Here is a 24,682-nt window from a genome sequence, read left to right as displayed (position 1 = left end):
GTGACTGGCGGCCGCTCTTTCAGCTTGAAGGGGCGGCCGCGGGCACGTCGTAGTCCAGCGCCGCGACTTCATCCAGCATAGCGCGCAGATCTGCCGCTCGTTGCGGGCCGACCAGCGCCTCGAAGCGCTGCTGGGCAATGGTCCACAATTTCGTCGTCTCCTCGAGCTTGGCCAGGCCTTGGTCGGTCAGCCGCACCCGCTTGACGCGGCGATCGTCCTTGTCAGCGAAGGTGTCGACATAGCCGTCGCGGATCAGCGGCTTCAGCGTGTGGCCGAGCGCCGAGAGATCCATGACCATCGCTTCGGCTATCGTGCCCATCGCCGGCTCGTTGCTGACATGGATCTGGTAGAGCAGGCCGTACTGCGTGCCCTTCAGACCCGAAGGCGAGATTACATCGTCATAGAAGCGGCCGAGCTTGCGCGCGGCCCGCCGCAGCGTGGCGTTGTTGCAAAGGCTAAATCCCGGCAGCGCGGTCTTGCTCATCACGACTCCTTGCCGGCAAAACCGCTGCCGGCCTGCCGCAGAAATAGTTTCTGCTGCCTCCGTTGACAAGATGGTGGTATATGCCTACTTCCCGGAAAGTGGTATATGCCACTAATTGGAGATCAGGGCGGGACGAGGGTTCATCGACCTGTCTCGCCGGGCAGAAAAAAGGAACAGGACAATGAGTGGACAGGACAACAAGGGTACCGCAGTCGTCACCGGCGCATCGGCCGGCATAGGTGCTGTCTATGCCGACCGGCTGGCCGGGCAGGGCTACGATCTGGTGCTGGTGGCGCGGCGCGCCGACCGGCTGCAGGAACTGGCTGAAAAGCTGCGATATGCTTACAAGCGCAAGGTCAGCGTGATATCAGCCGATCTTGCCGAGGACAATGATGTGCGCCGCGTCGAGCAAGCGATCGCAGCCGACGACAGCGTCACGCTGCTGGTCAACAATGCCGGCATTGGTGGCCAGGCCGTGGTGGCAACGGCCGACGCCGACGAGGCCGAGCGCATGATCAAGGTCAACGTCATCGCCTTGACCCGCCTGACCCGCGCCGTTCTGCCGGGGCTTCTTGCGCGCAACCGCGGCGCCATCGTCAACATCGCCTCTGTGCTCGCCTATGATACCTCGTTCGGCGGCATCTACAGCGGCACCAAGGCCTATGTCGTCAACTTCACCGAGGCCCTGCACCGCGAAGTCGCCGGCACCAATGTGAAGGTGCAGGCGGTGCTGCCGGGCGCGACCCGCACCGATTTCTGGGAGCTTGCCGGCGGCGACATCGACAATCTGCCGAAGGAGATCATCATGTCCGCCGACGATATGGTCGATGCCGCGCTTGTGGGCCTATCCAGGGGCGAAGCCGTCACCGTGCCGGCACTTGCCGATGCGACCAAGCTCGACACCTTCCTCGGCGCAAGGCAAGTCTTCTACGGCAGCCTGCACGCCGACAAGCCTGCTGCCCGCTATGCTGCTTGAGAGTAGCTGGTTCGCTTCGCGAACCAGGACCCCCACCCCGCTCACTTCGTTCGCGGCCCTCCCCACAAGGGGGAGGGTAAAGTGCGCGCTCCCCTACCTCCCCTTTGTGGGGAGGTCGGACCGCAGGTCCGGGTGCGGTACTGGCGCCGACCTCTGCGTTTACGCTCCCCGCCACATCGGTATGATCGACGCAGCCAGCACCAGCGCCAGCACGATGTTGAGCGCGCGCCATTGCCATTCGGTCTTGAGCAGCCGTGCCAGCACCATGCCCGCCACGCACCAGATCGACAGCGAGACGGCTGCAGTGAAGCCGAAGGTCGAGCCGAGCAGCAGCGCGAGTTGTCCCGGACCGTCGGCAAGGGCTGCGAACGAGGCCGCCGCACCCAGTCCCATCGCCCAGCCCTTCGGGTTCATCCATTGAATGCCGGCGCCGCCGAAGAAGCTGTTGGGTTTTGCCATCGCCACATCGAGATCAGGCGGCCCGGCGCGGCCGATCTTGATTGCCAGCCAGATGAGATAGAGCGAGCCGATGATTTTCATCGCCAGTTGCAGCGACGGCATGGCCAGCAGCAGACCGGCGAGCCCGGCGGCGGCAGCAGCGGTCACGGTGGCGAGGCCGGCAGCGCTGCCGATCAATAGGGGAACGGAACGGCGAAAGCCGAACTGCGCACCTGAAGCAGTCGACAGGGTGGTGGCGATTCCCGGCGTGACGGTGGCCACGAAGGCAAACAGGATGAGCGGAAAGATGGGCTGCAACATGAGGCGTCCTCCATCGAAGGCCCTACGGTAGACTTCTGCATACTTCAGTAAATGCAATGTTTGCGATGGTTGGCATTAGTAGGTATAATGCCAACCATGATCCGTAACCTCGACACAGCGCTGATCCGCACCTTCGTCACTGTCGCCGACAAGGCCAGCATGACGGCGGCGGCGAACGCGCTGCATCTGACGCAAGGCGCCGTCAGCCAGCAGATCAAAAGGCTGGAAGAAGCGCTCGGCTGCAGCCTGTTCGAGCGCGACCGGCGTGGCTTGCGGCTGACGCGGCCCGGCGAGCGGCTGTTCGGCAAGGGCAAACGGTTGCTTGGCCTCAATGACGAGATCTGGGCCGAGATGGCGGGCACCGAGGTCGCCGGCCAGGTACGGCTCGGTGTTCCCTATGACCTTGTCGGCACCTTGCTGGCGCCGGTGCTGAAAGCCTATGCCGAGACCTATCCGAAGATCGAGATATCCCTACTCTGCGCCGCCTCGCCGGATCTTGCCGCGGCTCTTGCAGCCGGCACCATCGACCTTGCCGTCATCGAGGAACCGGTCGGCCCGTCCGCCGGTGAGTGCCTGGCCATTGACCGGCTGGTCTGGGTGGGGGCCAAGGGCGGCGTCGCCCGCGCCAAGCGGCCGCTGCCGGTGTCGATCGTCGCCGACACCTGCGCCTTCCGCCCGGTGGTGCTGTCGGCGCTGAACGAGCACGGGCTGGAATGGCGCACCGTGTTCGAGAACGGCAACATCGACGCCACGACCGCGACAGTGCGCTCCGACCTTGCCGTCACCGCCTGGCTGGCCTCCACCGTGCCTGCCGATCTTGACATCCTGGCTTTTGATGCCGGGCTGCCGCCGCTGCCGAATTTTTCCATCAATCTGCATTTGCCGAAGTACGGCACGGCGCCGGCAGCGCAGGAGTTCGCGCGGTATATCCGGGGTGGGTTGGCACGGCGGGCTGTGGCGGCTTGACAGAACTTGCATTTCCTCTCCCCCGTCGATCGGGGGAGAGGAAAGGTGCCAAGCCTGTCCCTGTTACTTCCAGTTCTTACGCCGCTCGAGCTCGGCCTCTGACGGCTTCTGCGTAGCGAACGACCCGACCTTGACCTCACCCCCGCGTTCGTAGGTCGCCATGATGACGCCTGTGGTAGTGGCCTGCGACTTGACCAGCTTGAAAGCGGCGGGCATCGCACCACCATCGAACAGCCGCTTGCCCTTGCCCAGCAGCAGCGGGAAGATCATCAACCGGATCTCGTCGATCAGCCCGTTGGCGAGCAAAGTCTGGATCAGCTCGCTCGAACCCTGGATGAGCAGGTCAGGCCCATCTTCCTTCTTGAGGCGGCGCAACGCCGCGACGATATCTTCTCCAAGCCATTGCGTATTTTCCCAGGTGAGCGAATCCGGCCGATGCGTCGCCACATATTTGGTCGCAGGGTTGAAGGCATCTCCGATGGCATCTTTCTGATACGGCCAGTAAGCGGCGAAGATGTCGTAGGTTCTGCGGCCGAGCAGCAGGGCGAAGGGTTTGGAGAACAATTCCTCTATGGCCACCCCCGCCACCTCGTCGAAGTAGTGGAACGTCCAGCCGCCGAATTCGAAGCCGCCAACCGGGTCTTCTTCCGGGCCGCCTGGCGCCTGCATGACGCCGTCGAGGCTGACGAAGGTGGAAGCGATGATCTTTCGCATTGGATTTTCCTTTTCCAGGATCCGCGCCGTCAGGGCCGGATTTCGATCTAAGGACGGACAGGCCGGCGGCCGCCCGACAGGCGTTGGCAAAAAAACGCTGCCGGCCGACAAGGGTACCTACCGCCGTCGCCCGCCGCCAAGCGCCTGCGACGAAAACCAGACGTCGCCGATGATGGCGGTGGCGGTCCGGTCCGGCGCCCTGTCTGATGTCAGCCAGATCGAACGGCTGCGCGCCGCCTTCTGGAGGTCGGGGATTTTGGCCGCCGAACCGGCCGCCGAGGCGCCGACGCAGGGGATGAACCACGAGCGCATGAAGGGGTCGCAGGCAAAGCCCTTGTCGTTGCGGGTTACCATCACGGCCAGGCCGACGCCCTGGGACGGACGCCAGGGAAAGATCATGCGGCCACCGGGTTTCAGCGCCCGCAGCCAGGCAGCCGGCGGTGCGACGACACCGGCATTGACATAGATGATGTCGGACGGCGGCAGATCGCCGGTGACGGCATCGCCGTGGACGACGCCTACATTGCCGTAGGTTTCGAGATTCTTTGTTGCTCTGGCAGCAAGATCTGCCTCTATTTCGAAGGCGGTCACCGGGCCGGGCGCAACCAGCCGCGCCAGCAAGGCGGTGTAGTAGCCTGTGCCGGCGCCGATATGGGTGACGGCCTCGTCCAGTCTGGGGGCGATCCTGCCTATCCACATGGCGTGCAGGGAGGGTTCGCCATTGTTGATGCCCTTGTCGGCATCGAGCGCCACCAGCACGTCCTGATAGATGTGAACAGGATCGGCGCTCGGCGTCATGATCTTGCCGTTGCCGGTGGTGAGCGCCCTGCCGGCGACTACCGCCCAGGGTCCGGGACCGAGAAAGGCCTCGCGCGGCACGGTGGCAAACGCCTCTTCGAGGCGCGGGTCGGCCGAGCCGGCATTGGCCGCCATCAGTTGCACGTAAAATTTCCTGGCGTCTTCGACACTTGTCATGATGGCGATCAAGATAGCGCAAGCGGCCGGTTTGTCGCGGTCGGGAATGAAACTCAGCCGACGCCGAAGACGGTGTCGTAGAGCAGCTTGAAGTTGAGCACCAGGATGACCGCCGCGACGACCCAGGCGAGGACCGCCACGCCGCGGGGAATGGCAAGGTTGCCCATCTTCTTCTTGTCGGAGACGAACTGCACCAGCGGGATGACTGCGAAGGGCAGCTGCATCGACAGTACCACCTGGCTGAAGACCAGCAACTGGCCGGTGCCCTTTTCGCCATAGAGCGCGGTGACGACCACCACCGGGACGATGGCGATGCCGCGCGTCAGCAGCCGGCGCGCCCATTGCGGAATGCGCAGGCGCAAAAAGCCTTCCATGACGATCTGGCCGGCAAGCGTTGCCGTAACCGTCGAGTTGAGGCCGGAGGCCAGCAGCGCCACCGCAAACAGGATGGAGGCGATGCCGAGGCCGAGCAGTGGCGACAAGAGCTCGAAGGCTTGGCCGATCTCGGCGACATCCTGATGGCCGGTGCCATGGAAGGCCACCGCCGAGACGATCAGGATCGAGGCGTTGACGAACAGCGCCAGGACGAGCGCGATGGTCGAGTCCGTCGTCGCCCATTTAATGGCGTCGCGCTTGCCTTTTTCGGTCCGTTCATAGGCGCGTGTCTGTACGATCGAGGAGTGCAGGTAGAGATTGTGCGGCATCACCGTGGCGCCGATGATGCCGATGGCGATGTAGAGCATCGCCGGATTGGTGACGATCTCCGTCGACGGCACGAACATCGAATGCAGGATCGAGCCGACCGGAGGGGCAGCGGCAAAGATCTGGATGGCGAAACAGCCGAAGATGATGATCAAAAGCGCGATGACGAAGGCTTCGAGATAGCGGAAACCCTTGTTCATCAAGAGCAGCACGATGAAGGCGTCGAGCGCCGTCAGCAACGCGCCGCCGATCAGCGGAATGCCGAACAGAAGCTGCAGCGCGATCGCCGTGCCGATCACCTCGGCGAGGTCGCAGGCGATGATGGCGAGTTCGCAGGCGATCCACAGCACGAAACTGACGGGACGCGGATAATAGGCGCGGCAGGCCTGGGCGAGGTCGCGGCCGGTGGCGATGCCAAGCCGGGCGGCAAGCGCCTGCAGCAGGATCGCCATCAGGTTGGACAGCATGATGATGAACAATAGCGTGTAGCCGAACTGGGCGCCGCCGGCGAGGTCGGTGGCCCAGTTGCCCGGATCCATATAGCCGACCGAGACCATGTAGCCCGGTCCCATGAAGGCGAACAGGCGACGGAACCAGACGCCGGACTGCGGCACCGCGATCGTGGAGTTCACCTCGCGCAGGCTGGGAGGATTGTCCTCCGGCCTGTCAAATCGCCAGGATGATCCCAAGGTAGCGTCAGCTTCGGACATGGAGGGCTTTCCACTGGGTGGATCGGTTGACGTCATCCTATCTATGCCAGGGCTCAACATTATGCAATAGGCTATATTTCATTGTATGTGCTTCCTGTTGCGCCGACCGGCAGGCCGGCCGGGGATCGCAAACGCCGGTTGCGCCTACCATGGAATGGAAATAAACGGCTGGAACAGTTAAGCCCGTGCTATGAATGGCAAAGGGCGATTGCTTTGCCCAAAGCCGATTCTTGTCAAAAGATAGGAAGGAGCGCGTGTTGGCGCTGAAGCACAGACCGGTTGGACGCGAGGAGCCGCTGCCTGACGCCGAGATTCATTCGAAAGGGTTCCGGCAGCAGCGCGAAGCGCGCCGCGGCGCGCTGGTCGAGGATTATGTCGAGTTGATCGCCGACCTGATCGAGGACGGCAATGAGGCGCGTCAGGTCGATATTGCTGCGCGGCTCGGTGTCGCCCAGCCGACGGTGGCCAAGATGCTGACCAGGCTGTGCGCCGACGGGCTCGTTTCCAGAAAACCCTATCGCGGTGTGTTCCTGACCGACGCCGGGCGCAAGGTGGCGGAAGAGAGCCGCATCCGCCACCAGACGGTAGAAGCGTTTTTGCGTTCGCTCGGTGTCAGCGCCGAGACGGCGCGCATCGATGCCGAGGGCATCGAGCATCATGTCAGCGCCGAGACGCTGGAAGCCTTTCGCAAGGCGATGATCGCGCCGCGCTGAGGGGTGCCGGGGCCGCACCACTGGAACCTCCGCACGTCAGGCTCGTTGCTCCTGACGTTGCGCGTGATTGTCGCGCGCCAAGGAGGAAAACATGGGCGTCGAACAGGCACCGACCGCGAAGGGCAAGCAGGCGGCCGAGGGTTTGAGGCAGGCAGCGGCAAAGGACGAACGCAAGACCGAGGTCGAAACCGGCCATGCGCTGAAAAAGGGCGCCGCGCGTTTCGAGGAACGCTCCAAAAGCTCGGACGGCAAAAGCGCCGGCACCAAGCAGAAGATCTGAGTTCTGTTCGCAAGCGGCAACCTGCCGCTCATTCCTCGGTGTCCTGCACCCAACTGCGCGGATGGCCGTCGACGCGGAACTGGAATATGAAATAGGGCGGAATGCAGGAGCCCTTGCCAGGCTTGGCTGCGGCCAGATCGTCGTAGCCGGCGGTGCAGATATAGTCCTCGCGGCAGGGATGCGCCTTGTCGCAGGCGCGCAGGCCGGCGGTCTTGGTGAATTCCTTGGTGCAGAATTTGTGGTCCTTGCCCGACGCGATGCAGTCGTTGAAACCGGTCTTGGCGAGGCGGCCGCAAGTCGCCTCGTCGGGAAGCTTGTCGCAGCTTGCCTTGCGCAGCATGCCCCCGGGAAAGCCACCGGTCTTCTGCTCGGGGTTGTCGTAGCGTTGGCGCGCCGCGCCATAGCCGGCGAGCTTGATTACCGGTTTCTTGTCGCGCGCCGGATCGATGGCGCAGGCTTTTGCGGTGGCCGGCGACAGGCGGCAATATTTGTCGCTGCCCCAGCTCGACATCTTAATCTCGCCGAACTCGACGGGGTCGCCGACTGCGGTGGCCGCCTCGCTGACGCAGGTGCCGAAGCCCGGATGGATGTCGCTTTCATGGACGCCGGCGCAGCGCAGGCTTTCGCCGCAGCTCCAGTCCTTGAAGCTGGCATCCTTGCCGCTGTAGCAGATCGAGCCCCAGCCATTGTAGAGATCAGTGCCTTTCAGCGCTTCGGCGAGTTTGGCGTCCGGACGGGCGGCGAAGCCGCGTGAGAAATCCGGATGGCCGCCGGCGGCGAAGTCCTCGACGATGGCGCGGCGGCGAGGCAGGTCGGCGAAGAACACCGCCGAGCCGGGGACGAAGACGGCGTTGCGGCGCGGCTCGCTGGCCGGATCGGCGCCGGTGTAATGGAAGCCGGCAATGCCGTGCGTCTGGTGGCAGCCGGTGCAGGTCATTTCGTTGAGACGCAGATTGAAGCCGGCCACCGATTTCACGCTGCGCAGCTCGTTGCCCTTGGCGACATAGTCCTGCAGTGCCTTGTCGATGTCGGCATCGTCGAGCAGCCCATAGGCGATGTTGTTTTGCGATCTGGCCATGCCGCCGGGTGCGACCGAGACGGCGCTGGTCGCCAGGAATTTGTCGTCGATGACCAGCCGGCCGCGGTCGAGATCGTAGATGTTGCGGTCGGTGAGCAGCCATTTGGCGAAGGCCGGCCGGTCGGCCAGAACCACTTTCCGGTCGATCTGGTTCTCCATCTTCGATTCCTGGAAGGTGGACGTCGTTGGGTCCCATTTGAAAATCTTGAGGAGATATTCGGCGTGGCCACCGAAGTCGCGGCGGCTCGAGGCCGACAGCCGGAGAACCTGCATGTTCAGCTCAAGCCGCATGATCTGCGACGAATTCAGCATGGCGTTGGAGAGCGGCCCTTCGTCGGAGCGCAGCCAGGCTGCCAGTTGCTCGGGCGCAAGGTTCTTCTGGCCGGCGGCGAGCCAGCGCTTGGCGATTTCGGCACAGGAAACGGCGGTGGCGCTTGGACGGTCTCTCGAAGCGCGGGGGCGAGCCTCGCCGGGCCTGGCGTTGAAGACCAGACTCATGGTCAGCGGCAGCCGCGACGAGATGCGTTGCGCTGTCTTTCCCTTCGTGGGCTTCTCCGCCACCGAATAGTGGAAGCGGTAGATCAGCCTGATCTCGCCGCATTCGGTGTGGCCGAGATAGCCGCGGTCCATGCGGTTGACGACGCCGGTCAGGTCGAGCGTCGAGCCGTCATCGTCGATGTATTTCGGGTTGAATTTCTGGCTGGGGTCCTTCGACTTCGCCAGCGCAGCGACATAGGGATCGGGGCTATTGGCAGGCTCGTCGGCGATCTGCTGCTTGACGGCGTTGCGGACAGGGGTCAGCGCGCGCACCGAAAACAGGCCGCGATTGTCGACCTCGCGCGTGAGACCCAGCGCCGGGCCGAGCAGGCGGCTGATCGAGAGGCCGCCACGCTCAAGCGCCTGCAATGTCTCGGGATCGGTCACGGCGACGCTGGAATCGAGCGTCACGGCGCGCGCCGGCAACGGGCCGAGGCATAGCACCACCGCCAGCAGCAGAAATCGACCGATCGTCCGCAAGTCCCGACACCCCCGTTCGAACCGGATGCTACAGCGCGCATGCCGCCTCGACCAGAGTGCGAACGCGATGCCGCTGCCACGAAAAATACTGTGACTTGGCGCAACCATTGCGATAATTGTCTGTTGGGTCGGACTGGGCCACGACATCGGCCAGGCCAGCCGAAAATTTGCATACGGGGAGTTGCCATGCTCTGGAAGGGCCGCCGTCAGAGTGACAATGTCGAGGACGAGCGCAGCGACAGCGGCGGCGGTGGTGGTTTGGGCGGCGGCAGCCCTGGCCAGTTCCGCATCCCGATCGGCGGCCGCACCGGCGGCGGCGGCAGCATATTGCTGGTCGTCCTCGTGGTGCTGGCCGGATGGTATTTCGGCTTCGACCCGTCGCAGATCCTGGGCAGCGGCGACGGCGGCGGCGTGCTGCCGGGTGGCGGTGGCCAGATTACCGACAACAGCGGCGGCCAGGACGACGGCGCCGGCACGCCTGCTTCCGACGAGATGAAGCAGTTCGTGGCGACCGTGCTGGCCGAGACCGAAGAGACCTGGACCGGCATCTTCCAGTCGCAGGGCCTGAAATACGAGGACCCGAAGCTTGTGCTGTTCAGCGGCCAGATCCGCTCGGCCTGCGGCTCCGCCTCGACGGCAGCCGGACCGTTCTATTGTCCCGGCGACCACAAGGTCTACCTCGACACCACCTTCTTCCAGCAGCTCGACCAGCAGTTCGGCGCCTCGGGGGATTTCGCCCAGGCATATGTGATCGCCCATGAAGTCGGTCACCATGTGCAGAACCTCACCGGCATCCTGCCCAAGTTCAACCAGATGCGGCAGTCGATGGGTGAGGCGGAAGCCAACCAGATGTCGGTGCGCATCGAGCTGCAGGCCGACTGCTTCGCCGGCGTTTGGGCGCATTTCACCGCGCAGAAGGGCATTCTGGAACAGGGCGACATCGAAGAGGCGCTCAACGCCGCCAAGCAGATCGGCGACGATACGCTGCAGAAGAAGATGCAGGGCTATGTCGTTCCGGAAAGCTTCAACCACGGGACGTCGCAGCAAAGGCAGAGCTGGCTGGCGCGCGGCTACAAGAGCGGCAAGCTGTCGGATTGCAACACGCTGACCGGTCCGGTTTGAGGCGCTCGCAAGTTCCAGCCGACCGCGGTCCAAAGCGCATCCGTCGGCGGGCCGATTCACCACCGGCAACAGATGTCAGGAGGAGAACGCCTGAGGCGTTCTCCTATTGTTCCAAAGTGGCGCCTCGCCTATAACGGGCGCCCGCCCAAGGGCGGTCCCAGGGAGCAGACGCCATCATGATCGACCCCAAAACCGCCAGGCGGGGCCTTGCGCTCGTCTTCACCACGCTGCTGCTCGACATTATCGGCTTCGGCATGATCATGCCGGTGTTGCCGGCCTTTCTCAGGGAGCTTTCCGGCGTCGGCATCAGCGAAGCGGCGATCGAAGGCGGCTGGCTGTTCTTCGTCTATGCGGCGATGCAGTTCTTCTTCGCGCCAATCATGGGTGGATTGAGCGACCGCTTCGGGCGGCGGCCGATCCTGCTTGCCTCGGTGCTTACATTCTCGATCGACAATCTGATCTGCGCCATCGCCTGGTCCTATCCGATGCTGTTCATCGGCCGCGTGCTGGCCGGCGTTTCGGGCGCCAGCTATTCGACGACGTCGGCCTTCATTGCCGACATCTCGAACGACGCCAACCGGGCGAAGAATTTCGGTCTGCTCGGCATCGCCTTCGGCGTCGGCTTCGTCATTGGGCCGGTGCTGGGCGGGCTGCTCGGCACGTTCGGGCCGCGAGTGCCGTTTTACTTTGCCGCCGGGCTTGCCTTCGTGAACTTCCTCATCGCCATGTTCTTCCTGCCTGAAACGCTCGATGAAAAGCACCGCCGCCGCTTCGAGTGGAAACGCGCCAACCCGGTCGGCACGCTGCTGCAGATGCGCCAATATCAGGGCATCGGCTGGATCGGGCTCGCCTTCTTCCTGATGACGCTCGGCCACATGATGTATCCTGCGGTGTGGTCGTTCGTGTCCAATTATCGTTATGGCTGGAGCGAGCAGCAGATCGGCTTCTCGCTCGGCGCCTTCGGCCTGTGTGGGGCGATCGTCATGGCGACGGTGCTGCCGCGCGTGATCCCCAAACTTGGCGAGTGGAAGACGGCGGTCATCGGCCTGACATTTACGGCGGCCAGCGCCTTCGGCTACGCCTTCGCCTCGCAAGGCTGGATGATCTATGCGGTGATCGTCGTCGGCTGCCTCGAAGCACTGGCCGATCCGCCGCTGAGAAGCCTTGCCGCCGCCAAAGTGCCGCCATCGGCGCAAGGCGAATTGCAGGGTGCGATGACATCGATCTTCTCGATCACCTCGATCATCACGCCGCTGCTCTACACCGCGATCTTTTCCTGGTTCACCGGACCGAATGCGCCCGTAGTGTTCGGCGGCGCCCCCTATCTGGTTGGCGCGTGCTTCCTGACGCTTGCGGTCATTGTCTTTGTGACGAAAGTTGCGAGGCCGACGGCGGTGAGAAGCGTTGCCACCGGCGCTGCGGAAGATGGAGCCCAGATATGAGCCATGACAGCCGCATAGAGCTAACCAAGGACGGTTTGTCGCTGTCGCGGCTGGTGTTCGGCGCCTGGCGCCTGCTCGACAGCGCCGCGCGCCCGGACGCCGACCAGATCGCGCGGCTGATCGGCACTGCGGTCGATCTCGGCCTGACCAGCTTCGACCATGCCGATATTTACGGGCATTACCAGGTGGAAGCTGCCTTTGGCGCCGGCTTGTCGCGCTGGAAGGGCAAGCGCGACAGCATCGAGCTGATCTCGAAATGCGACATCATTCTGGCATCGGCCAACCGGCCTCAGAACCGGCTGAAGCATTACGACACCAGTGCGGCCCACATTGCCGCCTCGGTCGACCGTTCGCTCGCCAATCTCGGCACCGACTATCTCGACCTGTTGCTGCTGCACCGGCCGGATCCGCTGATGGATGCCGACGAGACGGCGGCGGCTCTTGCCGGGCTGGTCAAGTCGGGCAAGGTGAGAGCGGTCGGGGTCTCCAATTTCACGCCGTCGCAGTTCGACCTTCTGGCTTCGCGGCTGCCGTTTGCCTTGGCCACCAACCAGATCGAGATGNATTTCACGCCGTCGCAGTTCGACCTTCTGGCTTCGCGGCTGCCGTTTGCCTTGGCCACCAACCAGATCGAGATGTCGGTGCTGAAGACCAATGCGCTGATGGATGGCAGCCTCGATCACGCGCAACGCCTCGGCTATGCGCCGATGATCTGGTCGCCGCTCGGCGGCGGCTTGCTGTTCACCGGCAAGGAAGGGCGCGAGGCGCGGGTCAGGGCGGCAATCGCGGCGGTGGCTGCCGAGATCGGCGCCGGCGATCTCGCCGCCGTCGCCATCGCCTGGCTGCTGCGTCATCCGGCGCGGCTGGCGCCGGTGCTGGGCACGATGAAGCCCGAGCGGCTGGCCGCCATGGTCAAGGCGCTGGAGATCGACCTCGACCGCCAGCAATGGTTCGCCATACTGGAGGCCAGCGAAGGCCGGCCGGTGGCGTAAGGTCAGATACTAGGCTTCGATCCATTCGCTGGGCACGTCCAATGCCTTCGACAGCATGGTGCTGGTTTGGGCCGATGGCTTGCGGCGATTGGATTCAAGGTCCGACAGGAAGCCCTGGCTGACACCGATGGCATCAGCGAACTCGCCCTGCGTCAGCTTGCGCCAGTTGCGCAGCGCCTTGAGCCCAGCTGGAACCTCGCAAAATATCCATGGTCACCTCGGCGGGCAGAGGCTTTTCCGTTTTGAACTCGGCCTTCCGCTCATCGTAGATCGCCACATCCGCAGCGTCTTCTCTGGCTTCTTCGGCGGCATGCAGCAATGCCTCGTAGTCAGCCTTCGGGATGACGACCAGTTCTTCCCCGGTTGAAGTCCTTATGATTTGCGGAGCGTTCATGATGTGCTGTCCTATGGCCGGCTGTAGGTCGTCGTTTCGCGCTTGCCGATGTAGATCGCGAGGATTGTCGTGCGATCTTCATCAATATAACGCGGTAGCAACCGATCCGAAGTCTGTAACCGTCTCGGCCGGCAAGACGTTCTACATCCCCACGCCCGCTGATGGCATAAGTGTTCAAACCCTCAGAGACCTGCTCGCGGACATCGGCCGGCAGGTTGTCGAGATCGCGAGCTGCCGACACCGAGAGGATGATCGTCTTGACTCGCGCAATATCGCAGATTTATCGCTCGAGGCTAAGCGATATTATCGCTGCTACAGGGCTCAGGCCCGTTCGGCCAGCAGTTCCTCGCCGCGCTTTTCGCGGATCAGGTTGACGAAGCGGCGGAATAGATAGTGCGAGTCCTGCGGGCCGGGCGAGGCCTCGGGGTGGTGCTGGACCGAGAACACCGGACGTCCGGTCAGCGCGATGCCGCAGTTCGAGCCATCGAACAGCGAGACATGGGTTTCCTCGACGCCCTCGGGCAAGGAGTCGGCATCGACGGCAAAGCCGTGGTTCATCGAGACGATCTCGACCTTGCCGGTGGTATGATCCTTGACGGGGTGGTTGGCGCCGTGATGGCCCTGGTGCATCTTGGCGGTCTTGCCGCCCAGCGCCAGGGCCAGCATCTGGTGGCCGAGGCAGATGCCGAACACCGGAATATCGGTCTTGAGCAGGTCCTGGATGACCGGCACCGCGTATTCGCCGGTGGCTTCCGGGTCGCCGGGGCCGTTGGAGAGGAAGATGCCGTCGGGCTGCATGGCCAGGATTTCTTCCGAACCGGTACCGGCCGGAACCACGGTGACCTTGGCGCCGAGGCCGGAAAGCAGGCGAAGGATGTTACGCTTGACGCCGTAGTCGATGGCGACGACGTGCATCGACGGCTCGGCCTGTTCGCCAAAGCCTTCGTTCCACACCCAGGGCGTTCCACGCCAGACCGAGGACTGGCCGGAGGTGACTTCCTTGGCGAGGTCAAGCCCGATCAGGCCCGACCAGGCGGCGGCCCGCCGCTTCAAATCGTCGAGGTCGAAGATGCCGTCGGGCGCGTGCGCAATGACGGCATTGGGCATGCCCTTTTCGCGGATCAGCGCGGTCAGCGCCCGGGTGTCGATGCCCGACAGCGCGACGATGCCGCGCTTCTTCAGCCACTGGTCCAGCCCGGTGTCGGCGCGGTAGTTGGACGGGTTGGTGACATCGGCCTTGAACACCGCGCCAACGGCGCCGGCACGGGCGACCGGGTTCAAGTCCTCGATGTCCTCGTCATTGGTGCCGATGTTGCCGATATGCGGGAAGGTGAAGGTGACGATCTGGCCGGCATAGGACGGGTCGGTGAGAATTTCCTGGTAGCCGGTGAGCGCGGTGTTGAAGCAGACTTCGGCAACGGCGGAACCGGTGGCGCCGAGGCCGCGACCCTCGATGACGGTGCCGTCGGCCAGCACCAGGACGGCGGTCGGCTTTTCGGTTGCCCAAGGCGGGGTCAGTTCGGGGGTCATCTCGGCCATGGCGACGCTCCTGTCACGCTGCGCGCTTCGATGGCGGGCCATCTGCGCAGCAAACGGCGCGGCCGATCTCTCGAGCCTGCGCGCATCAATTCTTTGTCTTGTGCAAGGCCGAGTACATAGGGGAAGGCGCCAGAGCGGTCAATGATACCCGTGCCAAAAACGGCGAGCATTTGTTTCGTCGAACGATATCAGGGCTTTGGCGCGTTTGCTTTGCGGATGGGCCGCGGTTATTGTCCGCGCCGTTCGAAGGAGAAAGCATCATGCGCGCAAAAATCGCCGAATCCCTGAAAAGCGCGATGAAGGCGCAGGACAAGCACCGGCTGCCGACGCTCAGGCTGATCCAGGCCGCCATCCACGACCGCGACATCGCCAATCGCGGCTCGACCAAGGACCCCGCCAGCGACGAGGAGATCCTGCAGATCCTGGCCAAGATGGTGAAGCAGCGCGAGGAATCGGCCAAGGCGTTCGAGGACGGCAAGCGCCCGGATCTGGCCGCGCAGGAGCGTGGCGAGATGGAGATCATCCGCGGCTTCCTGCCGACGCAGCTGGATGAGGCCGCCGTAACAGCTGCGGCGCGCGAGGCGATCGCTGCGACCGGTGCCGCCAGCCAAAAGGACATGGGCAAGGTGATCGCCGCGCTGAAGCAGAAATATGCCGGCCAGATGGATTTCGGCAAGGCCAGCGGCATCGTCAAAGGCCTGCTGCAGTAGGAGCCGACACCGCTTCAATGGCGAAGGAGAGCAGGGGCATTACCTCTGGGCAAGAAACGGTCCGCACCGGCTTAAGCGAGCAAGCGTTGACCTGCCGGAGAGACCCACCATGATCGAAATCGTCAAACCCACGCTCGAACATCTGCCCTCCTACAAGGCGGCGCTCGAGCGTGGCTGGTCGCCGGACAATGTCCGGCTGATGGAAGCGACGCGCGAGCAACTTGCGGCGATCGACGAGGATCCCGCGGCGTTCCTTGCCAGCCTCGACGATCCCGAGGCCAAAGGAGGCCCGATTACCTTGCCGGACGGCACGACCGTGCCGCGGCTGCCGGGCTTCCGGCGCTGGATCTGGGACGGCGAGGCCGCCGGCTCGATCGGCTTTCGCTGGCAGCCGGGTACGGCCGCACTGCCGTCGCATGTGCTCGGCCATATCGGCTATGCCGTGGTGCCGTGGAAGCGCGGACGAGGCTATGCGACCGAGGCGCTGCGGCTGATGCTGGACGAGGCGAGGGCTGTTGGTTTGCCATATGTCGAGCTCACCACCGACCTCGACAATCCGGCCTCGCAGAAGGTGGTGCTGGCCAATGGCGGCCGTGTGGTCGGTCCGTTCATCAAGGACGCCGCGTATGGCGGCGCCGAGAGTTTGTTGTTCCGGATCGATTTGTAGTCCGATGCTATTCGGCCGCTGCTGGCAGCGGCGGCGCTGCCCGGCTGCGCCCCTCCCAGATGTAGGAGGCAAGTGCCACCACCACCGCCACCAGCATGGCGGCAGCGCCCACAACCGGCAGGCTGCGATAGCCGTAGCCGGCATTGAGCATGGCAGCGCCCAGCGACGCGGCGAGCGCGATGCCGACATTGAAGCCGGAGGGGATGAGCGAGGAGGCGAGGTTGGAGGCGTCCGCCGTCCAGGCCAGGATGCGGGTCTGGATCGGCGTGCCTATGGCGAAGTTGAGGCCACCCCAGATAACGATGGCGATGACCATCGGCACGGGGTAGGGGCTGACGGCATAGATCACGCCCAACATCACCGCTTGCAGCGCAAGCATTGTGATCAGCGACGGCATCAGCTTCCAGTCGGAAAGCTTGCCGCCGAGAAACACACCGACGGTGGCGCCGACGCCGTTGAGCAGCAGCACCCAGGGGATCAGGCCCTCGTCGAGATGGGTCACCTCAAGCAGGGTCGGGGTGATGTAGGTGAACAGGCCGAACTGGCCGATCATCAACATCAGCATCAGGATCAGCGAGGTCCAGACTTGCTGGCGCGCCAGCACGCGAACCTCGCTGCCAAGACTGGCGGATGGCCTTGATGCGCCTGTCGCGCGCGGCAAAAGCGCAGTCATGGCGGCAAAGGCTACCACGCCAAGCGCGCACATCACCCAGAAGGTGGCGCGCCAGCCCCAGAGATTGCCGATTGCGGTGCCGGCCGGGACGCCGATGACATTGGATACGGTGAGGCCGGAGAGGATCACAGCCACGGCCATGCCGCGCTTGTCCTCGGGCACGAGGCCGACAGCCACCACCATGGCGACGCCGAAATAGGCGCCGTGTGCGACGGCGACCGCAATGCGCAAGAGCAGCATCGAGGCAAAATCGGGCGCCAGCGCGCAAGCGGCCTGGCCGATGGTGAAGGCGACGGTCAGGCAAAGCAGCAGCGTCTTGCGGGGAATGCCCTTGGTGGCGAGCGCCAGCAATGGCCCGCCAACCGCGATGCCGCCGGCATAGCCTGAGACGAGAAGCCGGAGGTCGGGATCGAAACGCCAAGGCCGTCGGCCACTTGCGGCAGCACGCCGGCAATGACGAATTCGGTGGTGCCGAAAGCGAAGGCGGCGATGAACAGGGCAATGAGCGGAAGCATGGCGCGGAAGCGATCCTTGAACGAGTTGGCCTCAAATCATGGATGGCGCTTGCCGGCAATGCAGAAATTTTTGCGGCCGGTTTAGGTTTTCTTGATCAGCTCGCCTTCAACCTGGAGCCGCCGAGCAGGCCGCGCTCTTCCAGCACCGGGTAGGCCATCGACGCCAGCAGCGAGTTGATCTGCTTCAGGTCGCGGATGGTGTCGAGGTGGATGGAGCTGGTCTCGACGCTCTTGGCGGTGCCGTCGCGCAGGCGCACGAAATGGCTGGCGCTGGTTTCCTTTTCGCGGTCGCGCAGCCGGTCCTTTTCCAGCACCAGCTGGCGGGCAGTCTCAGGGTCGCGCGACACCAGCACGTTGAAGGCAAGCCTGGCATTGGCCAGCACCGAGGTGTGAAAGGCGAGCAGCTCGCTCCAGCCCTCGGGCGTGAACTCCAGCCCGCGCTCGAACTTCTTCTTCACATGCACCAGCATGTTGCGCACGATGATGTCGCCGACCTGCTCGAGCTTGACGCAGGCGCCTATCAGCTCCTGGCAGCGCAGCGCCTCGTCCTCTGTGAGCGAGTTCCTGGTCAATTTGGCCAGATAGAGCTTGATCGCCGCGTGCTTCCTGTCGACGCGGTCGTCAAGGGCGGCCAGCGCCTTGATCTTGTCGCCGTCGGCGCTTTCATACAGCTCGATGATACGCTTGAGCATGATCTCGACCGTCTCGCAGACGCGCACCACCTCGCGGGTGGCGTTGGCCAGCGCCTGGCTCGGAACGTCGAGCGCGCCGTCGTTGAGGGCGGAGAGTTCGACCACATCGAGCTCTGTAGCCGGCGCCGGCTTGGTGCCCATTGCGACGATCTTCTCAGAAGCACGATAGATCGGGCTGGCAAGCGGCAGGCCGGCGAGCAGGATCAGCACATTGAACAGTATGTGGGCGTTGACGATCTGGTCGGGCACGGTGGCGCCGAGGAAGGCGACCGGTGGCTTCAGCGTCATGAACAGGATCAGCATCACCAGCGAGCCCATGCCGCGCATCAACAGATTGCCGATCGGCACGACGCGCACGCCAGGTTCGGCACTTCGGGTGAGCAGCGGCGCGATGACCGACGAGCCGAGATTGACGCCGAGCACCAGCACGATGCCCAGTTCGGGCGGGATGAAGCCGCGGCCGGCCAGCGTCACCATCAAAAGCACGGCGGCGATCGAGGAGTGGAACAGCCAGGTGACGAGCGCGGCGAGCAGATAGGCGGTGACGTAGTCGCTGGAGAAATATTCGATGATGAGCGGCATCAGCGTGCTCTGGCGCAGCGGCTCCGAGGCCTGGCCGATCATCTCCAGCGACAGTACCAAAAGGCCGATGCCGACCAGGATGCGGCCGAACTGGCGCCAGTCGCGCCGCTCGGTGGCCATGAACATGACCGTGCCGGCGACGAGGCAGATCGGCACCAGCAGAGTCAGATCGAAGGTCAAGAGCTTGACCACCAGCGCCGAGCCGATCTCGGCGCCGCGCACAGCCAATTGGCCCGACATGCCCGAGACGATGCCGGCGCCGGCGAAGGAGCCGACGAGAAGCGTGACGGCGGTCGAGCTCTGCAGCGCGATGGACAGGCCGCAGCCGGCCAAAACCGCCATGATCGGATTGCGCATGGTGGAGCGCAGCCGGTGACGCAGCACGTCGCCATAGGCGCGCTCGACGCCTGTCTTGACCATGCGGGTGGCAAACAGCATCAGCGCCACCGCGCCCGCCAGATGCAGCAGGACGACGGAGCCGCTCATTTCGAAACCCGCACGCAGACAGCTACCGCGACGCGGAGGGCGCGCAGTGCAGGGAGGAAAACGGGGCTGCGAATCATGGTCATGACAGTCTTGAACAATATCCGGAATATTTTAGCCGGGTAATAAAATCTTGTCGATTTCAAGAGCCGTCGCGGCGCGACAGGGCGTGTCGGAAAATGGACGGATGCGCAAATGGTTGCATGGCGGATCCCTGGTGATGGCAGCGGATCGTCCCGGTTTGCCGGACTCCCGGCAATCGCCTTTGCGATGATGTTCAAATATCCAGGATAAGCACCGGATTTCATTACGTAAATGTAATGCTAGTGTTCAGTTTCGGTTCATCCTTCGGGCGCTATTCCCTAGGCATCGACAACCAAGGAGCCCCGCTATGAAACGTGTTGTTCTTTCCGCCCTCGCTTTCTCGATGCTGGCCGCCACTTCGCTTACCGGCCAGGCCGCACCGGTGAACGCACCGGTCGCACCGCAGTCGAATTACACGCGGGTCGACTGGCAGAGGCCCGGCAAGCATGTCGATGTCAGGAAGCGCGTCGTGAAGAAGACGGTGGTCGTCAAGCGCAGCCATTGGCGCAATGGCCAGAAATATTCCAGCTGGAAGCGGCACCAGCCGATCCGCGATTATGGCCGCTATGGCCTGCATCGCCCCGGCCGCGGCCAGGAATGGATCCGCGTCGGCAACGACTATGTGCTGGTCAGCGTCCTGTCCGGCATCATCTTCGGCGCCATTGCCGCGCATTAAGCCCGGCCTCGCCGGCGCAATGCAGAGACTTGAAAGGAGGCGGCCCGAAACGGCCGCCTTTCTTTTGGCTGTAGAAACCGGGCTTTTTGGCTGTGGAAACCGGGTATGGTCCGCAATAAGGGTCGTCGGATTCCGCGAGCATGATTATATGAGGGACAAACGAGTTCCCCAATGCGCTTTCCGCCCGCCTTTCTCGATGAGATACGCGACCGTGTGCCGATTTCATCGGTCATCGGCCAGCGCGTCGCATGGGACAGGAAGAAGACCAACGCCTCGCGCGGCGACTATTGGGCCTGTTGTCCGTTCCATGGCGAAAAGAGCCCCTCCTTCCACTGCGAGGACAAGAAGGGCCGCTATCACTGTTTCGGCTGTTCGGTGTCGGGCGATCATTTCAAGTTCCTGACCGAGCTCGACGGATTAAGCTTTCCCGAAGCGGTCGAGAAGATCGCCGACATGGCCGGCGTGCCGATGCCGGTGCGCGACGAGCGGGAAGAACAGCGTGAGAAGGAACGCGCCAGTCTGACCGATGTCATGGAGATGGCGACTGCCTTCTTCCAGGAGCGGCTGCAAGGACCGGAGGGTGCAAAAGCCCGCGCCTATCTCAGGGATCGCGGGCTGACGCCGGCGACGCAGCAATCGTTCCGGCTGGGCTTTGCGCCCGACAGCCGCAATGCGCTGAAGGAACATCTTGCCGCCAAGGGTGTGCCCAAGGCCGACATCGAGGCCTGCGGGCTGGTGCGTCATGGCGACGACATCCCGGTCTCCTATGACTGGTTCCGCGATCGCATCATGTTCCCGATCCCGGATTCGCGCGGCAAGATCATCGCCTTTGGCGGCCGCGCACTGGCGCCCGATGCGCTGGCCAAATACATGAATTCGCCCGACACGGAGCTCTTCCACAAGGGCAACGTGCTCTACAATTTCGCCCGCGCCCGCAAAGCGCTGGCGAAAGGCGGCACGGTGATTGCCGTCGAAGGCTATATGGACGTGATTGCGCTGGCGCAGGCCGGCTTCGAGAATGCCGTGGCGCCGCTCGGCACCGCGCTCACCGAAAACCAACTCGAACTTCTGTGGCGCATGGCGCCTGAGCCGATGCTGTGCTTCGACGGCGACCAGGCCGGGCTGAAGGCGGCGTGGCGCGCCGCGGATCTCGCGCTGCCGTCGGTGCAGGCCGGGCGGTCGGTGCGCTTTGCGCTGTTGCCGGAGGGCAAGGATCCCGACGATCTGGTCAAGGCAGAAGGGCCGGACGCGTTTCGTGCCGTGCTGGCGGAAGCGCGGCCTCTCGCTGATTTGTTGTGGATGCGTGAGACATCCGGTGGCGTCTTCGACACGCCGGAGCGGCGGGCGGGGCTGACAAAGACGCTGCGCGAACTGACCAGCCGCATCCGCGATGAGAGCCAGCGCTACCACTACCAGCAGTGGATGCGCGAGCGGGAGCTGACCTTCTTCAGCGCCCAGCGCGAAGTGCGGCAAGGTCGCCAGGACTGGAAACCGGGGCAGGGCAAAACGCCCGCACCCGGCGGACAGTTCGCCAAAGGCAGCGGGGCAGGCGCGCGCGCCGCGATCACCGAAAGCCTCGGCCGCTCCGCCATGGTCAAACGCGGTGGCGAGATGATGTCGGTGCGCGAGGCGACGATCATCGTAGCCCTCGTCAACCATCCGGCGCTGATCGACGAGAACTTCGCCCATGTCGAGTTCCTCGATCTCGCCAACACCGATCTGCAGCGGCTGCACGCCGCCATCCTCGATGCGATGGCGCACGACATGGCCAATGACCGTAGCGCGGTGATCGCCACCATCGAACGTGCCGGCTGCAGCGATATCTGGGGGCGCGCCGTGGCGCTCATCCAACGGGCCAGGCAATGGCCCGCGCTGGAAACCGCAGCGCTTGACGATGCCCGCGACGCCTTCAACCAGGCGCTGCACTTGCAGCGCAGCGCGCGCACCTTACATAAGGAGCTGAAACAGGCGGAAGCAGCGCTCGCCAGCGATCCCACTGACGAAAACTACCGGCACCTCATCGAGATTCAGGCGCAATTCCGTGATGTACAAGCAACGGAAGCGCTGATCGAAGGCTTCGGTGTATCCTCGGGCAGGGGTGGGCGCGTCTAGGTCGAAACCTGCGCAAGAATGAATGTTGTACGTGCTGCGCGTCGAATCGACGCCTCTAAGTCGGGTAATTGATTCGCTTTTTTGATGCGAATCATGCGAGAGGCGCTTGACCTTCTGGCAGAATGACGGAATCAGGACGATTCGAAACCTTAACCCGCGCCGGCGTCGATGGAAATGCACTGACGCGAGGTGCTGATCACTGGACAGGCTGTCAGCCTGCCACAGATATCAGGGTTAATCTGGACTTAATGCATATCGCCCAAAAGTGAAAACCGGTTTTGGGGGCACGATATGAACAAACAAAAGAGTTGATTCGGTTACCGGCCCGGTTAAGCGCCACCAGCGCATGTAGTTTGACCGGTGCGGCAGCTACGCGGCTTCGATGCTCGGCCGCTAGGAGAAGATAAAGACTATGGCGACAAAGGAAAAGGAAGAGGTCGAGACCGAACGTGAAGGCGCCACCGATGGGCCTCTGCTCGACCTTTCCGATGATGCTGTCAAGAAGATGATCAAGGCCGCCAAGAAGCGCGGCTATGTGACTCTCGACGAACTGAACGCGGTGCTGCCGTCGGAAGAGACCGATCCGGATCGCATCGAAGACATCAATGCGATGCTGTCCGACATGGGCATCAACGTGGTCGAGGACGACGATCAGAGCGAGGAGCCCGAGGCCGCCGACAGCAATGCCGACGCCGAGGAAGACGCCAACGAACTGGCCGAGCAGACCGGCACCGCCGTCGCCGCCACGACCACCAAGAAAGAGCCGACCGACCGCACCGATGACCCGGTGCGCATGTATCTGCGCGAGATGGGCTCGGTCGAGCTCCTGTCGCGCGAGGGCGAAATCGCGATCGCCAAGCGCATCGAGGCCGGCCGCGAGACGATGATCGCGGGCCTCTGCGAAAGCCCGCTGACCTTCCAGGCCATCATCATCTGGCGTGACGAGCTCAACGAATCCAAGATCCTGCTGCGCGAGATCATCGACCTCGAAGCCACCTATGCCGGCCCCGAAGCCAAGCAGGCGCCGGTGGTCGAGCGCATCGAGGAGGCGCCCAAGGCCGAGGACAAGCCGAGGCGTGGACGCGACGAGGAAGACGACATCACCAATGTCGGCGCCGACACCCGCGGCCTGGTCGATGACGACGAGGAAGACGAGGACGAGGCGAGCCTGTCGCTGGCGGCGATGGAAGCGGAGCTGCGCCCGCAGGTGATGGAGACGCTCGACGTCATCGCCGACACCTACAAGAAGCTGCGCAAGCTGCAGGACCAGCAGGTCGAGAACCGTCTGGCCGCGACCGGCACGCTGTCGCCAAGCCAGGACCGCCGCCTGAAGGAGCTGAAGGACCAGCTGATCAAGGCGGTGAAGTCGCTGTCGCTCAACACGGCGCGCATCGAGGCGCTGGTCGAGCAGCTCTACGACATCAACAAGCGGCTGGTGCAGAACGAAGGCAAGCTGCTGCGCCTGGCCGAAAGCTATGGCGTGCGCCGCGAGGAGTTCCTCAAGGAATATCAGGGCTCCGAGCTCGACCCGAACTGGACGCGCTCGATCGGCAACCTGACCTCGCGCGGCTGGAAGGAATTCACCAAGAACGAGAAAGACGCGATCAAGGATCTGCGTTCGGAAATCCAGAACCTCGCAACCGAGACGGCGATCTCAATCCTGGAATTCCGCAAGATCGTCAACCAGGTGCAGAAGGGCGAGCGCGAAGCCGCGATCGCCAAGAAGGAAATGGTCGAGGCCAATCTGCGCCTCGTCATCTCCATCGCCAAGAAATATACCAATCGCGGCCTGCAGTTCCTCGACCTGATCCAGGAAGGCAATATCGGCTTGATGAAGGCGGTCGACAAATTCGAATACCGCCGCGGCTACAAGTTCTCGACCTACGCGACATGGTGGATCCGGCAGGCGATCACGCGTTCGATCGCCGACCAGGCGCGCACCATCCGCATCCCGGTGCACATGATCGAAACGATCAACAAGATCGTGCGCACGTCGCGCCAGATGCTGCATGAAATCGGCCGCGAGCCGACGCCGGAGGAACTGGCAGAAAAGCTCGCAATGCCGCTCGAAAAAGTGCGCAAGGTCTTGAAGATCGCCAAGGAGCCGATCTCGCTCGAAACCCCTGTGGGTGACGAAGAGGATTCGCATCTGGGCGATTTCATCGAGGACAAGATGGCGATCCTGCCGATCGATGCGGCGATCCAGGCCAATCTGCGCGAGACCACCACGCGGGTGCTCGCCTCGCTGACGCCGCGCGAGGAGCGGGTGCTGCGCATGCGCTTCGGCATCGGCATGAACACCGACCACACGCTGGAAGAAGTCGGCCAGCAGTTTTCGGTCACGCGCGAGCGTATCCGCCAGATCGAAGCCAAGGCGCTGCGCAAGCTCAAGCACCCGAGCCGGAGCCGCAAGCTGAGGAGCTTCCTCGACAGTTGATACCGGCAACAGACCAGCATTCGAAAAGGGCGCCGATGGCGCCCTTTTTGTTGCCGGGTGAAGGCTCTTGTCGCCCATCTCCGTCGGGAGGATACTTGCCTGGTCGGATGCATGTTCTGGGCGAAAAACCGGATGTCCGCCCCGGCTGATGTCCTCAGCCGTGCTCCGTGGCGCCGGAGGGAGGTGTG

Annotated in this window: 22 protein-coding genes and 1 pseudogene; 12 read left to right on the top strand and 11 right to left on the bottom strand. The window is 63.6% G+C overall.

Translation table 11 applies throughout. The annotated features are described in order from the left end of the window. Positions 1-19: 19 nt before the first annotated feature. Complete coding sequence (locus X727_RS162870) at positions 20-484, bottom strand: MarR family winged helix-turn-helix transcriptional regulator (protein ID WP_023672426.1); 465 nt, start codon at positions 482-484, stop codon at positions 20-22. Positions 485-665: 181 nt separating this feature from the next. Between X727_RS162870 and X727_RS162875 the strand changes: the two genes are divergently transcribed. Then, positions 666-1,460, top strand: coding sequence for an SDR family oxidoreductase (locus tag X727_RS162875; RefSeq protein WP_023672427.1), 795 nt, complete (start codon positions 666-668; stop codon positions 1,458-1,460). A gap of 159 nt (positions 1,461-1,619) precedes the next feature. On the opposite strand, the gene X727_RS162880 is transcribed toward X727_RS162875, so the two are convergent. Then, positions 1,620-2,219: a LysE family translocator gene (locus X727_RS162880; RefSeq protein ID WP_023833488.1), complete on the bottom strand. Its 600-nt coding sequence runs from the start codon at positions 2,217-2,219 to the stop codon at positions 1,620-1,622. A 96-nt stretch (positions 2,220-2,315) separates the two neighbouring features. On the opposite strand from X727_RS162880, the gene X727_RS162885 reads away from it, so the two are divergent. After that, positions 2,316-3,185, top strand: a complete 870-nt coding sequence (locus X727_RS162885; protein WP_023683786.1) for a LysR family transcriptional regulator — start codon at positions 2,316-2,318, stop codon at positions 3,183-3,185. 63 nt (positions 3,186-3,248) lie between these two features. Here X727_RS162885 and X727_RS162890 read toward each other — a convergent pair whose 3' ends face one another. The 3 genes from X727_RS162890 to X727_RS162900 form a co-directional block, all read right to left on the bottom strand. Beyond that, positions 3,249-3,899, bottom strand: coding sequence for a dihydrofolate reductase family protein (locus tag X727_RS162890; protein WP_023833487.1), 651 nt, complete (start codon positions 3,897-3,899; stop codon positions 3,249-3,251). Positions 3,900-4,016: 117 nt separating this feature from the next. After that, entirely contained in the window at positions 4,017-4,874 is an 858-nt protein-coding gene (locus tag X727_RS162895) for a protein-L-isoaspartate O-methyltransferase (protein WP_023833486.1), read from the bottom strand. Positions 4,875-4,927: 53 nt separating this feature from the next. Beyond that, entirely contained in the window at positions 4,928-6,286 is a 1,359-nt protein-coding gene (locus X727_RS162900; protein ID WP_023672432.1) for an Nramp family divalent metal transporter, read from the bottom strand. Positions 6,287-6,543: 257 nt separating this feature from the next. Between X727_RS162900 and mntR the strand changes: the two genes are divergently transcribed. Together mntR and X727_RS162910 are read left to right on the top strand one after the other, a co-directional pair. Beyond that, positions 6,544-6,999 carry a manganese-binding transcriptional regulator MntR gene (gene mntR, locus X727_RS162905; protein ID WP_023672433.1) on the top strand — a complete coding sequence of 152 codons (456 nt, stop codon included), beginning with the start codon at positions 6,544-6,546 and terminating at the stop codon, positions 6,997-6,999. 91 nt (positions 7,000-7,090) lie between these two features. After that, the gene (locus X727_RS162910; RefSeq protein ID WP_023672434.1) at positions 7,091-7,279 is read left to right on the top strand and encodes a hypothetical protein; all 189 of its coding nucleotides are present in this window, start codon (positions 7,091-7,093) and stop codon (positions 7,277-7,279) included. A 28-nt stretch (positions 7,280-7,307) separates the two neighbouring features. Here X727_RS162910 and X727_RS162915 read toward each other — a convergent pair whose 3' ends face one another. Further along, entirely contained in the window at positions 7,308-9,374 is a 2,067-nt protein-coding gene (locus tag X727_RS162915) for a hypothetical protein (RefSeq protein ID WP_031203825.1), read from the bottom strand. A gap of 186 nt (positions 9,375-9,560) precedes the next feature. Here X727_RS162915 and X727_RS162920 point away from each other — a divergent pair, with 186 nt between their 5' ends. The 3 genes from X727_RS162920 (at position 9,561) to X727_RS162930 (ending at position 12,930) form a co-directional block, all read left to right on the top strand. After that, positions 9,561-10,496, top strand: a complete 936-nt coding sequence (locus X727_RS162920) for a neutral zinc metallopeptidase (protein WP_023828078.1) — start codon at positions 9,561-9,563, stop codon at positions 10,494-10,496. 176 nt (positions 10,497-10,672) lie between these two features. Next, positions 10,673-11,938 carry a tetracycline resistance MFS efflux pump gene (locus X727_RS162925; protein ID WP_023701149.1) on the top strand — a complete coding sequence of 422 codons (1,266 nt, stop codon included), beginning with the start codon at positions 10,673-10,675 and terminating at the stop codon, positions 11,936-11,938. Beyond that, positions 11,935-12,930 (top strand): aldo/keto reductase, encoded by a 996-nt coding sequence (locus tag X727_RS162930; RefSeq protein WP_023833485.1) that lies wholly within the window; start codon positions 11,935-11,937, stop codon positions 12,928-12,930. The genes X727_RS162925 and X727_RS162930 overlap by 4 nt, the downstream gene beginning before the upstream one ends. A gap of 9 nt (positions 12,931-12,939) precedes the next feature. On the opposite strand, the gene X727_RS1000000168840 is transcribed toward X727_RS162930, so the two are convergent. The 3 genes from X727_RS1000000168840 to carA all read right to left on the bottom strand — a co-directional run bounded on the left by X727_RS1000000168840 (position 12,940) and on the right by carA (position 14,863). Beyond that, positions 12,940-13,059, bottom strand: coding sequence for a helix-turn-helix transcriptional regulator (locus tag X727_RS1000000168840; protein ID WP_245260145.1), 120 nt, complete (start codon positions 13,057-13,059; stop codon positions 12,940-12,942). Between the two features lie 4 nt (positions 13,060-13,063). Further along, complete coding sequence (locus tag X727_RS01000000164325) at positions 13,064-13,324, bottom strand: hypothetical protein (RefSeq protein WP_245274106.1); 261 nt, start codon at positions 13,322-13,324, stop codon at positions 13,064-13,066. A 321-nt stretch (positions 13,325-13,645) separates the two neighbouring features. Further along, positions 13,646-14,863 carry a glutamine-hydrolyzing carbamoyl-phosphate synthase small subunit gene (gene carA / locus X727_RS162935; RefSeq protein ID WP_081726027.1) on the bottom strand — a complete coding sequence of 406 codons (1,218 nt, stop codon included), beginning with the start codon at positions 14,861-14,863 and terminating at the stop codon, positions 13,646-13,648. 260 nt (positions 14,864-15,123) lie between these two features. Between carA and X727_RS162940 the strand changes: the two genes are divergently transcribed. After that, positions 15,124-15,573 carry a GatB/YqeY domain-containing protein gene (locus tag X727_RS162940; protein WP_032888139.1) on the top strand — a complete coding sequence of 150 codons (450 nt, stop codon included), beginning with the start codon at positions 15,124-15,126 and terminating at the stop codon, positions 15,571-15,573. A gap of 109 nt (positions 15,574-15,682) precedes the next feature. After that, on the top strand, positions 15,683-16,240 hold the full coding sequence (locus X727_RS162945) for a GNAT family N-acetyltransferase (protein WP_023672441.1): 558 nt from the start codon (positions 15,683-15,685) through the stop codon (positions 16,238-16,240). Between the two features lie 7 nt (positions 16,241-16,247). Here the strand turns inward: X727_RS162945 and X727_RS01000000164320 are convergent. After that, a pseudogene (locus X727_RS01000000164320) lies at positions 16,248-17,428 on the bottom strand (MFS transporter). Between the two features lie 95 nt (positions 17,429-17,523). Further along, complete coding sequence (locus X727_RS162950) at positions 17,524-19,188, bottom strand: Na/Pi cotransporter family protein (protein WP_023833484.1); 1,665 nt, start codon at positions 19,186-19,188, stop codon at positions 17,524-17,526. Between the two features lie 388 nt (positions 19,189-19,576). Between X727_RS162950 and X727_RS162955 the strand changes: the two genes are divergently transcribed. From X727_RS162955 to rpoD, 3 genes are all read left to right on the top strand, one after another. Then, complete coding sequence (locus X727_RS162955; protein ID WP_023672444.1) at positions 19,577-19,945, top strand: RcnB family protein; 369 nt, start codon at positions 19,577-19,579, stop codon at positions 19,943-19,945. Positions 19,946-20,116: 171 nt separating this feature from the next. After that, entirely contained in the window at positions 20,117-22,057 is a 1,941-nt protein-coding gene (gene dnaG / locus X727_RS162960) for a DNA primase (protein WP_023683795.1), read from the top strand. A gap of 412 nt (positions 22,058-22,469) precedes the next feature. Next, the gene (gene rpoD, locus X727_RS162965; RefSeq protein WP_023672446.1) at positions 22,470-24,494 is read left to right on the top strand and encodes an RNA polymerase sigma factor RpoD; all 2,025 of its coding nucleotides are present in this window, start codon (positions 22,470-22,472) and stop codon (positions 24,492-24,494) included. The last annotated feature ends 188 nt before the right edge of the window (positions 24,495-24,682 follow it).

The sequence above is a fragment of the Mesorhizobium sp. L103C105A0 genome (assembly GCF_000502215.1).
Classification (GTDB): Bacteria; Pseudomonadota; Alphaproteobacteria; order Rhizobiales; family Rhizobiaceae; genus Mesorhizobium.
Note: the sequence above shows the minus strand (reverse complement) of the source record. Positions and strands in the feature narration are given on the sequence as shown.